This is a genomic window from Streptomyces sp. NPDC058697 (assembly GCF_042715345.1).
Classification (GTDB): domain Bacteria; phylum Actinomycetota; class Actinomycetes; order Streptomycetales; family Streptomycetaceae; genus Streptomyces; species Streptomyces liliifuscus.
In genome coordinates, this window is record NZ_JBHXSU010000025.1 from 130493 (window position 1) to 142929 (window position 12437).

Consider the following 12437-nt stretch of genomic DNA (forward strand, 5'->3'; position numbering starts at 1 on the left):
TGCCTGCGTGTTAACGAAGTTGATGCGTATTTGTCACGCTATTTCACGTCGTCCGTGGGCTCGTCAGGGGTCTCGTCCGCCGGCTCCTCCGGTGGGACCACCTGCTTCTCCTCCGCGAAGTGGCACGCCGAGTCATGGGCCGCGGCGCCGGCCGCCTCGTACCGGAACTCCGCGGGCACCGCGAGCAGCGGGACCTCCAGGGCGCAGCGCTCCTGCGCCTTCCAGCAGCGGGTGCGGAAGCGGCAGCCGGAGGGGATGTTCGCCGGTGAGGGCACGTCACCGAAGAGGATGATCCGCTCCCGGTGCTCGCGGGCCTCGGGGTCCGGAACGGGCACGGCGGACAGCAGGGCCTGTGTATAGGGATGCGTCGGGTGGTCGTAGATCTCGGCGTCCCTGCCGATCTCCACGATCCGCCCGAGGTACATCACACCGACCCGGTCGGAGATGTGCCGCACGATCGAGAGGTCGTGCGCGATGAACACGTACGACAGGTCGAACTCGGTCTGGAGCCGGTCCATCAGGTTGATGACCTGGGCCTGGACCGACACGTCGAGGGCGGAGACCGGTTCGTCGGCGACGATGATCTCGGGGCGCAGGGCCAGGCCGCGCGCGATGCCGATGCGCTGGCGCTGGCCGCCGGAGAACTGGTGCGGATAGCGGTTGATGTACTCCGGGTTGAGCCCGACCACGTCCAGCAGGTCCTGGACCTTCCGGCGCCGGTCGCCCTTGGGCGCGACCTCGGGGTGGATCTCGTACGGCTCCCCGATGATGTCGCCCACGGTCATGCGCGGGTTGAGCGAGGTGTACGGGTCCTGGAAGACCATCTGGATGTTGCGGCGCACGGCCTTCAGAGCGCGGCCGGAGAGCCTGGTGACGTCCTCGCCCTTGTACGCGATCTCGCCGGCCGTCGGCTTCTCCAGGTTGACCAGCATCTTGGCGACCGTGGACTTGCCGCAGCCGGACTCGCCGACGATGCCGAGGGTCTCGCCCGCGGCGAGTTCGAAGTCGACGCCGTCGACGGCCTTCACCGCGCCGATCTGCTTCCTGAAGACGATGCCCTGGGTGAGCGGGTAGTGCTTGACCAGGCCCCGCACCTGGAGGATCGGCTCAGTCATGGAGGCACTCCCTCCAGAAGTGACAGGCACTCACGCGGTCCGTGCCCGCCTCGGTCACCTCGTACAGCGGCGGTACGTCGGTCCGGCAGACGTCCTGGGCCAGGGGGCAGCGCGGGTTGAAGGCGCAGCCGGGCGGGATGTACATGAGGTTCGGTGGCAGGCCCTTGATGGCGTACAGCTCCTTGCCCTTCTGGTCGAGCCGCGGGATCGATTCCAGGAGGCCCTTCGTGTAGGGGTGCGCGGGGGCCTTGTAGATGTCGTGGACCGGGGCGGACTCGACGATCCGGCCCGCGTACATCACGGCGATCCGGTCGGCGACGTCCGCGACCACGCCGAGGTCGTGGGTGATGAGGATGAGCCCCATGTCGAGTTCGCGCTGGAGCTCGGCGAGGAGGTCCATGACCTGGGCCTGGACGGTGACGTCGAGGGCGGTGGTGGGTTCGTCGGCGATGATCAGGTCCGGTTCGAGGGCCAGCGCCATGGCGATCATGATGCGCTGGCGCATTCCGCCGGAGAACTGGTGGGGGTAGTCGCCGACACGGGCGGCCGCGGCCGGGATGCGCACCCGCTCCATCAGCTCGATCGCCTTGGCCTTGGCGGCCTTCCTGGACATGCCCTGGTGGACGGTGAACATCTCGCCGAGCTGGGCGCCGACGCTGAGCACCGGGTTCAGGGACGACAGCGCGTCCTGGAAGATCATCGCCATCCTGGCGCCGCGGACCTTGCGCCGGTCCTCCTCCTTGAACTTCAGGAGGTCCTCGCCCTGGAAGAGGATCTCGCCCGCGGTGATCCTCCCGGGCGGTGTGTCGAGGATGCCCATGATCGCCTGGGCGGTCACGGACTTGCCGGAGCCGGACTCGCCGAGCACGGCGAGCGTCTCGCCCTCGTCCACGCTGTAGGAGACACCGTTGACGGCCTTGGCCACTCCGTCCCTGGTCCTGAACTCCACGTGCAGATCGCGCACTTCGAGCAGCACGGCGGTCACCTCAGCTTCGGGTCGAGGGCGTCGCGCACCGCGTCGCCGAGCATGATGAACGCGAGGACGGTGACGGCGAGGGCCCCGGCCGGCCACAGGAGCGCGTGCGGAGCCGTGCGGATGTACTGGGACGCCGAGGAGATGTCGATGCCCCAGCTCACCGTGGGCGGCTTCAGCCCGACGCCGAGGTACGAGAGGGTCGCCTCCAGCGAGATGTACGTACCGAGCGCGATGGTCGCCACGACGATGACCGGGGCGATGGCGTTGGGCGTGATGTGCCGCAGCAGCATCCGGGAGTTGGAGGCGCCCAGCGCCCGGGCCGCCTGGACGTAGTCGTTCTGCTTGGTGGTGATGACGGAGCCGCGGGCGATACGGGAGATCTGCGGCCAGCCCAGCAGCACCATGAACCCGATCACCGGCCAGACCGTGGAGCTGGTGACCACGGAGAGCAGCACAAGACCGCCGAGGACGACGGGGATCGCGAAGAAGATGTCGGTGATCCGGGACAGGATCGCGTCCCACACCCCGCCGAAGAACCCGGCGAGCCCGCCGAGCACCGAGCCGAGGATGGCGACCCCGAGCGTGGCGCACACACCGACGGTGACGGAGACCCGGGCCCCGTACACCGTGCGGGTGTAGACGTCGCAGCCCTGGCCGTTGAAGCCGAAGGGGTGTCCCGGCTGGGAGCCCTCCTGGGCCTTGGCGAGGTCGCACTTGAGCGGGTTCTGGGTGGCGATCACCCCGGGCCACAGGGAGATGAAGACCAGGAACAGGATGATGAGCGCCGAGATGATGAAGACGGGGTTGCGGCGCAGGTCGCGCCAGGCGTCGGACCAGAGGGAGCGCGGCTTCTCGGAGGGGCCGGTGCCGTCGGGTCCGTCCGGGTTCTTCTCCAGGGTCGTGGCCTCGGCCGTGGCCAGGTCCATCGCGCCGCCCATGCCCGTCGCGGCGATGGCGCCGTCCTCCGGGGCGCGGCCCCCGCCCGACAGGTGCGGCTCGCGCGGCATCGGTTCAGGCATAGCGGATCCTCGGGTCGAGTACGGCGTACAGGAGGTCGACCAGCAGGTTGGCCACCAGGAAGACGAGGACCAGGACGGTCACGAAGCCGACGACGGTCTGGGTGTTCTGGCGCAGGATGCCCTGGTAGAGCTGGAAGCCGACGCCGTGGATGTTGAAGATGCGCTCGGTGACGATCGCGCCGCCCATCAGCGCGCCGATGTCGGTGCCGATGAAGGTGACCACGGGGATGAGGGAGTTGCGCAGCAGGTGCCGGGTGATGACCCTGCGCCGGGGCAGCCCCTTGGCGACGGCCGTACGGACGTAGTCGGCGCGCCGGTTCTCCGCGATGGAGGTGCGGGTCAGCCGGGTCACGTACGCGAGGGAGACGGACGCGAGCACCAGGCCCGGCACGATCAGCTCGTCGAAGGGGGCCTCCGGGGAGACGGACGGACTGATCCAGCCCCATTCGACGCCCAGCAGCAGCTGGAGCAGCAGACCGGTGACGAAGGTCGGCACGGAGATGACGACGAGGGTGACCAGCAGGACGCCGGTGTCGACGGGGCGGCCGCGGCGCAGTCCGGTGACGACGCCGAGTGTGATGCCGATGACGATCTCGAAGAGGATCGCGACGATCGTGAGCCGGATGGTGACCGGGAACGCGCTCGCCATCAGCTCGGTGACCTCCTGGCCGTTGAACGCGGTGCCGAAGTCGCCGGTGAAGACGTTGCCCATGTAGGTCGCGTACTGCTGCCACAGGGGCTTGTCGAGGCCGAACTCATGGCGCAGCTGGGCGGCCGTGGCGGGGTCGCACTGCCGGTCGCCGCACAGGCCCGCGATGGGGTCGCCCATCACGTTCACCATCAGGAAGATCAACAGGGTGGCGCCGAAGAAGACCGGGATCATCTGCAGCAGACGCCGGATCACATACCGTCCCATGAGGGCTCCGGAGGTAGGCGGGGGCGCCCGTGTGCCGACGGGCGCCCCCGCGGCTCAGCTGACCTTGATCTCGTTGTAGACGGGGACGCTGAACTGGTTGAGCGCCACGTCGGAGACCCGCTGCGAGTAGCCGGCGCTGCCGTTCTGGTACCAGAGCGGGATGGCGCCCATGTCGTCCCGCAGGACCTCCTCGGCCTGCTGGAAGAGGTCGACGGCCTTGGCCTGGTCGGTCTCCGCGTTGGCCTCGTTGACGAGCTTGTCGAACTCGGCGTTGGTCCACTTGCCGTCGTTGGACGAGGCGTTGGTGTAGTACAGCGGCTGCAGGAAGTTCTGGATCAGCGGGTAGTCCATCTGCCAGCCGGCCCGGAAGGGGCCCGACATCTTGGACTGGGTGATCTGGTTGCGGAAGTCGGCGAAGGTGCCGATCGGGTTGCCGACGCAGGCCTTGTCGTTGTCCAGCGCGTTGTTGACGGAGTTGCAGACGGCGTCCACCCACTCCTTGTGGGAGCCGGTGTCCGCGTTGTACGAGATCTTGACCTGGCCGCCGGGCAGCCCGCCGCCCTCCTCGATCAGCTTCTTGGCCTCGGCGGGGTCGTACTCGCAGGCGTCACCGCACAGCCCCTCCTTGAAGCCGCCTGCCTCGCCGAGGACGGGCGAGGTCCAGTCGGTGGCGGGCGTGCGCGTCTTCTGGAAGATGGTCTCGGTGATCTGCTCGCGGTCGATGGCCCGGGACAGGCCCGTGCGGACCTTCTCCATGCCGGCCTTGTCCCATGCCTTGTCGTAGAACGGGAAGGCGAGGGTCTGGATGATGCCGGCGGGCGTGTTGATGTACCGGTCGCCGAGGTCGCTCTTGGCGTTCTTGAGCTGGGAGGCGGGCACGTCGTCGACGAGGTCGAGGTTGCCGGCCATCAGGTCCGTGTAGGCGGTGTTGTTGTCGGTGTAGACCTTGAGGTCCACCCCGCCGTTCTGCGCCTTGTCCTGGCCCGGGTACTGCACCCACTGGCGCATCTTCATCACCGAGCCCTTTGCGTACGAGTCGATGGTGTACGGGCCGTTGCCGACCGGCTTGTTCAGCCAGGCCGCGTGGTCGTCGAAGAACGCCTGCGGCAGCGGGGAGAAGGCCGCGTAGCCCAGGGTGTCGGGGAAGGTCGAGAACTTCTGGTTGAGCTTGACCGTGAAGGTGTTGGGCCCGGTGACCTTGAGGCCGGAGAGGGTGTCGGCCGTCTGCTTGCTGCCGTCCTCCGGGTGCGTCTTGTCGTAGCCGTCGATGTACCCGAAGAAGTACGCGTTCTTCTGGTTGTTCTTGAGGCTGGCGCCGTAGTTCCAGGCGTCCACGAACGACTTGGCGTCGACGGCCTCGCCGTTGCTGAACGTCCAGCCGGTCTTGACGGTGACGGTGAAGTTCTGCGAGTCCGAGGTCTCGATCTTCTCGGCGAGCATGTCGTTCGCCTTGCCGGTCTTGGCGTCGTAGCGCTTCAGACCGCGGAAGAGCATGTCGAGGACCTTGCCGCCCTGCACCTCGTTGGTGTTGGCCGGCTCCAGGGGGTTCTGCGGGTCACCCCACGAGGAGCTCACGATCCCGGAGCCGTCGCCGCCGCCGCTGTCGCCGCCCCCGTCGTCCCCGCAGGCCGTCGCGGCGAGAGCTACCGCCGCCGCGCAAGCGGCCCATCTGGCGTGCGTGGCTCCACGCATGGAGTGCCTCCTCTTCAGTGCGCTTCCAGCGCACTTCCCGTGCGCTGGGGCTCCGGCGCGGGAGCGCTGTGCCTTCAGCGCCCAATATCGGGGCATAAAGGACGTGACGCCCATTCATCCCACTCTTACGAGTGGGAACACCCTCCGAATGCACGTATGCCGAAACATGGCGAACCGCATATCGGACCTCGCTTTGGTCATGGCAGTACCAAGCCACGCCAAGCGGGCGGCCAGCCTCAGGTCAAACGGCAAAAGACCAGATCAAAGCCGTCAACGTTTCATTGACGCTGCCTGAACGGCGTTGAAATGGTCGCGCTGAGCACTCCGCCGGAAGTCCGGTACGCCACCCGCGGGTGGGTCGTGGCTGATCGCGCAGTTCCCCGCGCCCCTTCCGGGCGCTGCCGAACCGCACCGGACTTCGCAGTGGACGCTCAGCCCATGGGTCGCGTCGTGCAGACCCCTCGACAGTTCGGGCCAGGAGCACCATGACCTCGCCTACACCCTCTGCCACCACCGCACCCATGGTGGTGGCCGAAGACGCCGTACCGACGGCGCCGAAGACCCCGCTCCGGGGCGGTGACAGCCGCTCCCCCGGCCGGCTCGCCTGGCTGCGCTTCAAGCGCGACCGCTCGGGTGTGGTCTCGGCCTGTGTGGTGCTGGTCTTCTTCGTCGCCGCAATCGGCGCCCCGCTGATCGCCAAGCTGTACGGCAAGGATCCGTACACGACCTACGGTCAGAACACGACGGGTCTGCTCAACGACTTCGGTTTCCCCGTCCGGCCCAACGGCGGCATCAGCGGCGACTTCTGGTTCGGCGTCGAACCACAGCTCGGGCGGGACGTCTTCACGCTGCTGCTCTACGGCATCCGCAACTCGCTGCTGATCGCCACGGTGACGACCGTGCTGGTCACCCTGCTGGGCATCGTCGTCGGGCTCACGGCCGGCTATCTCGGCGGCCGGACCGACTACCTGGTCGGCCGGGTCATCGACATCCTCCTGGCCTTCCCCTCCACGCTCTTCTTCATCGCCTTCTGGCCCGTGATGATCTCGATCCTCGTCTCGCCGGAGGACGCCACCCCGACCTGGCTCACGGTCGTCAGCCTGATCTCGGTGATGACCGCGTTCGGCTGGGCCCCGATCGCCCGGCTGCTGCGCGGCGAGGTACTGGCCCTGCGCGAGCGGGAGTTCGTGGAGGCGTCCAAGGTCACCGGGGCGTCGCCGGCCCGGATCATCTTCAAGGAGCTGCTGCCGAATCTGTGGACGCCGATCCTCATCCAGGCGACTCTCGCGCTGCCGATGTACGTCACCACGGAGGCCGCCCTCGCCTTCCTCGGCGTGGGGCTCAGTGATCCCACTCCCGACTGGGGCGTGATGATCCAGCGCGGGGCGCAGGTCTATCAGAACGACATCACTTACATGCTGTTTCCCGGGCTGACGATGGTGATCTTTGTGATCGCCTTCAACCTGCTTGGTGACTCCGTTCGGGATGCGCTTGATCCGAAGACTCGACGTCGATAGCCGACAGCTCCGCTGGACAGGCCGTCTTGAACCTGCGGGTCCGTCGTGGCTTGTCGCGCAGTTCCCCGCGCCCCCCAAAAAAAGACGGGGGCGCCCCCGCCTCCCCCTCTCCCTCATTCAGGCAGGACACCCATGTCTCTCTCGCGCAGGAACTTTGTCATCGCCACCTCGGTCGCGGCAGGCGGCTCCATGGTGCTCTCGGCCTGCAGCAGTGGTGGGGGCGGTGGTGGTACGGGTGGTGGTGGCTCGGCGAGTACCGCCAAGTACTCCGCCGTCACCATCGGTACCGCGGACGACTCCAACGGGCCCGCGCCCGCGGTCACCGGGGCTCGCAAGGGCGGGACGATCCACCCGATAGGGCCGGACGACTTCTCGCACCTCGACCCGCAGCGCATCTACTACTCGTGGAACTCCACGGTAGGCAACCTCTACATCCGCTGTCTGACGGGCTACAAGATCGCCTCCGGCGGTGCCATGAAGCTCGTCGGCGACCTCGCCACCGACACCGGCACCATGTCCGACAACGGCAGGACCTGGACCTTCACCCTGAAGGACGGGCTGAAGTGGGAGGACGGCAGCGAGCTCACCGTGGAGGACGTCCGCCACGGCATCGAGCGCGGCTTCGCGAGCTTCACCACCGAGGGAGCCACCTACCTCCAGTCCGCGCTGACCGGCACGAACGACTTCCGCTCGGTCTACAAGGGCCCGTACGGCGGCAAGCACCTCAGCTCGGTCGTGACCGACACCGCGAAGAAGACCATCACCTTCCATCTGAAGACGGCCCGCCCGGACCTCAACTGGACGCTGGCGATGCACTCCTACGGCGCCGTGCCCGTCAAGCACGACACCAAGGAGAAGTACGACAAGGACCCGGTCTCCTGCGGCCCGTACCGGATCAAGCAGCACTCGGTCGACAAGTCCCTGACGCTGGTGCGCAACACCCACTGGGACCCGGCGACGGACCCGATCCGCAACGCCTACCCGGACTCCTTCGTCTTCGAGTTCGGCCCCGAGGGACTCCAGGCCACGGACCGGCTGATCGCCGACTCCGGGGACGACCAGTACGCGGTCATGGCGTACAGCGGGGTGCCGGCCGAGCGCATCCAGAAGGTGCTCGGTACGGCCGATCTGAAGGCCCGTACCGTCGACGGCCTGCTGACCGGCCTCTACTACTACGCCATCAACTGCAAGCGGATCACCGATGTGAAGGTGCGTCAGGCGCTCAACTACGCCTGGCCGTTGGAGCAGATCCGCCGGATCTACGGCGGCCCGTCCGCGGGTGACTACGCGACCACCGTCCTCTCCCCCGACATCGCGGGCCGCGTGAAGTTCGACATCTACGGCAAGCTGATCAAGCCGCAGGGCGACACGGCGAAGGCGAAGGCCCTGCTCAAGGAGGCCGGGAAGCTCGGCCAGAAGATCGTCTACACCTATCCGCAGGGTGCGAGCGACGCGTACGACAAGACCAAGGTCGTCATCGCCGCCGCCCTGAAGGAGGCCGGCTTCGACCCGGTCGTGAAGCCCGTCGAGTCGACCAGCTACTACGACCAGGTGCAGCAGATAGACAACCAGTTCGACGTGATGTGGTTCGGCTGGGCCCCGGACTGGCCCACCGGCTACACCCTCCTCCAGCCCCTCTTCGACGGCACCACGATCGCCAACGGCGCCAACAACGTCTCCCAGTTGAACGTGCCCTGGGTGAACGCGGCCATCAAGAAGGACGCGGTCATCGCCGACCCGGCCAAGGCCAACGCCGCCTGGGCCGCGCTGGACCGGCAGATCATGGAGAAGGAGGCGCCGATCATCCCCGAGACCTACCAGCGCCGCTACTACCTGTACGGGGACAAGGTGGGCGGGGGCGAGTTCGACCCGCTGTTCTCGGCGTTCATCCTCTACAAGCTGTACGCCAAGGCCTGAGACCACCGGCCACCAGGGAATCGCCTCGCCATGTTCCGCTTCCTCGTCCGTCGGACGCTCGGCGCGCTGCTGATCCTGCTGATCATCAGCGCCCTCACCTTCGTGCTCTTCTACGTCGCCCCGCGGGACCCGGCCCGCGCGGCCTGCGGCAAGCTCTGCACGCCCCAGACGCTCGCGCTGGTCCGGCACAACCTCGGGATCTCCGACCCGCTGCCGGTCCAGTACTGGCACTGGCTCGTGGGCGTGTTCGCCGGCCGCGACTACACCGGGCTCGGGCACTGCCCGGCGCCCTGCCTCGGCTACTCGTTCACCAACCACGAGCCGGTGCTCGGCCTGATCACCGACCGCTTCCCGACGACGCTCTCGCTCTCCATCGGCAGCGCGGTGGTGTTCGTGGTCTTCGGCGTCGGCACGGGCATGATCGCGGCCGTCAAGCAGGGCAAGGCGCTGGACAAGATCGCGTCCTCCGCCTCGCTGGTCGGCTCGTCGCTGCAGATCTACATCGTCGGTGTGGTCGCGATGTACTACCTCTCCGACGAGTGGCATCTGCTCCCCCGGCCGCAGGACAGCACGGGGTTCACCCAGGATCCGAGCGCGTGGTTCAAGGGGCTGCTGCTGCCGTGGCTGGTCCTCGCGCTGATCTTCACGGCCAACTACACGCGGATGACCCGCTCCCAGCTCGTGGAGACCCTCAGCGAGGACTACGTACGCACGGCCCGCGCCAAGGGTCTGTCCCGCCGGACGGTGTTCTTCCGGTTCGCCTGGCGGGGTGCGATGGGCCCGATCGTCACGATCCTCGGCCTCGACATCGGCTATCTCCTCGGCGGCGCGATCATCACCGAGGAGACGTTCGGGCTGCACGGCATCGGCGCGCTGTCCATCAAGGCCGTACGGGACAACGACCTGCCGCTGCTGCTCGGTGTCGTCCTCACCGCGGCCGCCGCGATCGTCGTCGCCAACATCGTCGTCGACGCCGTCTACGCCCTCATCGACCCGCGGATCCGGCTCGCCTAGGAGAGGACGACCTCATGAGCACCCCCTTCCTCTCCGTACGCGACCTGCGTGTCGCCTTCTCCACCGAGGACGGTCTCGTCAGGGCCGTCGACGGGCTCTCCTTCGACCTGGAACAGGGCAGGACGCTCGGCATCGTGGGCGAGTCCGGCTCGGGCAAGTCCGTCACCAGCATGGCGATCCTCGGCCTGCACGACCGCGAACACACCGACGTGGACGGCGAGATCCTGCTCGACGGCAAGGATCTGCCGGCCGCGACCGAGCGGGAGCTGGAGCGGCTGCGCGGCAACACGATGTCCATGATCTTCCAGGACGCGCTGGCCTCGCTCTCGCCCTTCCACACGGTCGGCAAGCAGATCGGCGAGACGTACCGCAAGCACACCGGGGCGTCCCGGCACGAGGCCCGGGCGCGGTCGGTCGAGATGCTCCGACGGGTCGGCATCCCGCAGCCCGACCTGCGCGTGGACGACTATCCGCACCAGTTCTCGGGCGGTATGCGCCAGCGCGCGATGATCGCCATGGCGTTGGTCTGCGACCCGCGACTGCTGATCGCCGACGAACCGACCACGGCCCTGGACGTGACGGTCCAGGCCCAGATCATGGACCTCCTCAAGGACCTCCAGCAGGAGTTCGGCACGGCGATCGTCTTCATCACCCACGACCTGGGCGTCATCGCCAACATCGCGGACGACGTGCTGGTGATGTACGGCGGCCGCTGTGTGGAGCGGGGCACGCGGAACCAGGTCCTGCGGACACCCCAACACCCGTACACCTGGGGCCTGCTGGGCTCGATGCCGAGCCTCGACGGGCCGGTCGACGTGCCGCTGTCACCGATCCCGGGTCTGCCGCCGTCGCTGCTCAACCCGCCCTCCGGGTGCCGCTTCCACCCGCGGTGCGCGTTCGCCGAGAAGGTCCACGGCGGGCTGTGCGTCACGGACAGCCCGCCGCTGGAGATCAACGGCGGCGGCCGCGGCACGGCCTGCCACCTGACCGCCGACCAGCGCCGCGAGTTCTTCGTCGACTACGCGACGCCCCAGCCCAACTGACACCGCAGCCCAACTGACCTACAAGAGAAGGGATTTCACGATCATGAGCGGCACGGACCCTCTCCTGGACGTCACCGGACTCACCAAGCACTTCCCGGTACGGGGCGGCTTCCCCGTCCGCCGTACGGTGGGCGCGGTGCGGGCGGTCGACGGGCTCGACCTCACCGTCGCCGAGGGCGAGAGCCTGGGCCTGGTCGGCGAGTCCGGCTGCGGCAAGTCGACGACGGGCCGGCTCATCACCCGCCTCCTGGAACCGACCGGCGGAAAGATCACGTACGCGGGCCAGGACATCACGCACGCCTCGCGCAGGGAACTGGCGCCGGTCCGCTCAGAGATCCAGATGGTCTTCCAGGACCCGTACGCCTCGCTGAACCCCCGGCACACGGTCGGGAAAATCGTCTCCGGGCCCATGGAGATCAACGGCATCGACCCGAAGGGCGGCCGGGAGAGGCGCGCCCGCGAACTCCTCGAACTGGTCGGTCTCAACCCGGAGCACTACAACCGCTTCCCGCACGAGTTCTCCGGCGGCCAGCGCCAACGGATCGGCGTGGCAAGGGCGTTGGCCGTGAGCCCGAGGCTGATCGTGGCGGACGAGCCGGTCTCCGCCCTGGACGTGTCGATCCAGGCCCAGGTGGTGAACCTCCTCCAGACCCTGCAGCGGGACCTGGGCATCGCGTTCGTCTTCATCGCCCACGACCTGGCGATCGTCCGCCACTTCTCGCAGCGCGTCGCCGTGATGTACCTCGGCCGCATCGTCGAGACCGCCGACCGCGACGACCTGTACGGGAATCCGCGGCACCCGTACACGCGGGCGCTCCTGTCCGCGGTCCCGGAGGCGACGGCATCGCACGTCCCGGCCGCGGCCCGTGAACGCATCCGTCTGACCGGAGACGTCCCCTCCCCTCTCAACCCGCCGTCCGGCTGCCGCTTCCGCACACGCTGCTGGAAGGCGACGGAGCTGTGCGCGGCGGAGGTGCCGGCGCTGGTACGGGTCGAGGGGAACGGGGTGGGGCATCTGACGGCGTGCCATTACCCGGAGGTGGGGCGGGCCATGGCAGCGGGGGCGGCGGCCTGAAGCGCTGCTCCCTGGCGGGGCTTACGCGTGCAGGTCCGGCTCCCCGAGTCTTCGCCCCCGCCGCCCCTACCCATTCCCGTCACTAACTCAGGGGCTCCGCCCCCGAACCCCCAAAAGATTGCGCAGTTCCCCGCGCCCCTAGGTCTTTAGGGG

At 68.1% G+C, this 12437-nt stretch carries 10 protein-coding genes; 5 read left to right on the forward strand and 5 right to left on the reverse strand.

Going from position 1 to position 12437, the window contains the following annotated elements; genetic code table 11:
• Positions 1–38 precede the first annotated feature (38 nt).
• Genes ACFWXQ_RS38350 through ACFWXQ_RS38370 form a run of 5 tightly spaced genes read right to left on the reverse strand, consistent with a single transcriptional unit; the run spans position 39 to position 5718 of the window.
• A complete protein-coding gene (locus tag ACFWXQ_RS38350) occupies positions 39–1115 on the reverse strand; it encodes an ABC transporter ATP-binding protein (protein ID WP_383947797.1) in 1077 nt (358 codons plus the stop codon).
• Complete coding sequence (locus ACFWXQ_RS38355; RefSeq protein WP_383947795.1) at positions 1108–2091, reverse strand: ABC transporter ATP-binding protein; 984 nt, start codon at positions 2089–2091, stop codon at positions 1108–1110. The genes ACFWXQ_RS38350 and ACFWXQ_RS38355 overlap by 8 nt, the downstream gene beginning before the upstream one ends.
• Positions 2092–2096: 5 nt before the next feature.
• A complete protein-coding gene (locus ACFWXQ_RS38360) occupies positions 2097–3110 on the reverse strand; it encodes an ABC transporter permease (RefSeq protein ID WP_383947793.1) in 1014 nt (337 codons plus the stop codon).
• Positions 3103–4026 carry an ABC transporter permease gene (locus ACFWXQ_RS38365; RefSeq protein ID WP_383947790.1) on the reverse strand — a complete coding sequence of 308 codons (924 nt, stop codon included), beginning with the start codon at positions 4024–4026 and terminating at the stop codon, positions 3103–3105. Before ACFWXQ_RS38365 ends, ACFWXQ_RS38360 begins: the two co-directional genes overlap by 8 nt.
• Before the next feature lie 54 nt (positions 4027–4080).
• Complete coding sequence (locus ACFWXQ_RS38370) at positions 4081–5718, reverse strand: ABC transporter substrate-binding protein (protein ID WP_383947788.1); 1638 nt, start codon at positions 5716–5718, stop codon at positions 4081–4083.
• Between the two features lie 485 nt (positions 5719–6203).
• Here ACFWXQ_RS38370 and ACFWXQ_RS38375 point away from each other — a divergent pair, with 485 nt between their 5' ends.
• From ACFWXQ_RS38375 to ACFWXQ_RS38395, 5 genes are all read left to right on the forward strand, one after another.
• Positions 6204–7235, forward strand: a complete 1032-nt coding sequence (locus tag ACFWXQ_RS38375) for an ABC transporter permease (protein WP_383947785.1) — start codon at positions 6204–6206, stop codon at positions 7233–7235.
• Positions 7236–7367: 132 nt separating this feature from the next.
• Positions 7368–9152 (forward strand): ABC transporter substrate-binding protein, encoded by a 1785-nt coding sequence (locus tag ACFWXQ_RS38380; protein ID WP_383947783.1) that lies wholly within the window; start codon positions 7368–7370, stop codon positions 9150–9152.
• A 30-nt stretch (positions 9153–9182) separates the two neighbouring features.
• Positions 9183–10166, forward strand: a complete 984-nt coding sequence (locus tag ACFWXQ_RS38385; RefSeq protein WP_383947780.1) for an ABC transporter permease — start codon at positions 9183–9185, stop codon at positions 10164–10166.
• Positions 10167–10180: 14 nt separating this feature from the next.
• Positions 10181–11209 (forward strand): ABC transporter ATP-binding protein, encoded by a 1029-nt coding sequence (locus ACFWXQ_RS38390; protein WP_383947777.1) that lies wholly within the window; start codon positions 10181–10183, stop codon positions 11207–11209.
• A 43-nt stretch (positions 11210–11252) separates the two neighbouring features.
• On the forward strand, positions 11253–12284 hold the full coding sequence (locus tag ACFWXQ_RS38395; RefSeq protein WP_383947774.1) for an ABC transporter ATP-binding protein: 1032 nt from the start codon (positions 11253–11255) through the stop codon (positions 12282–12284).
• The last annotated feature ends 153 nt before the right edge of the window (positions 12285–12437 follow it).

Excerpts from the sequence above, each read along its gene's own strand:
- ACFWXQ_RS38365 (WP_383947790.1), bottom strand. The coding sequence starts at position 4,026 with ATGGGACGGTATGTGATCCGGCGTCTGCTGCAGATGATCCCGGTCTTC.
- ACFWXQ_RS38380 (WP_383947783.1), top strand. The coding sequence starts at position 7,368 with ATGTCTCTCTCGCGCAGGAACTTTGTCATCGCCACCTCGGTCGCGGCA.
- ACFWXQ_RS38395 (WP_383947774.1), top strand. The coding sequence starts at position 11,253 with ATGAGCGGCACGGACCCTCTCCTGGACGTCACCGGACTCACCAAGCAC.
- ACFWXQ_RS38375 (WP_383947785.1), top strand. The coding sequence starts at position 6,204 with ATGACCTCGCCTACACCCTCTGCCACCACCGCACCCATGGTGGTGGCC.
- ACFWXQ_RS38350 (WP_383947797.1), bottom strand. The coding sequence starts at position 1,115 with ATGACTGAGCCGATCCTCCAGGTGCGGGGCCTGGTCAAGCACTACCCG.
- ACFWXQ_RS38390 (WP_383947777.1), top strand. The coding sequence starts at position 10,181 with ATGAGCACCCCCTTCCTCTCCGTACGCGACCTGCGTGTCGCCTTCTCC.
- ACFWXQ_RS38360 (WP_383947793.1), bottom strand. The coding sequence starts at position 3,110 with ATGCCTGAACCGATGCCGCGCGAGCCGCACCTGTCGGGCGGGGGCCGC.
- ACFWXQ_RS38370 (WP_383947788.1), bottom strand. The coding sequence starts at position 5,718 with ATGCGTGGAGCCACGCACGCCAGATGGGCCGCTTGCGCGGCGGCGGTA.
- ACFWXQ_RS38385 (WP_383947780.1), top strand. The coding sequence starts at position 9,183 with ATGTTCCGCTTCCTCGTCCGTCGGACGCTCGGCGCGCTGCTGATCCTG.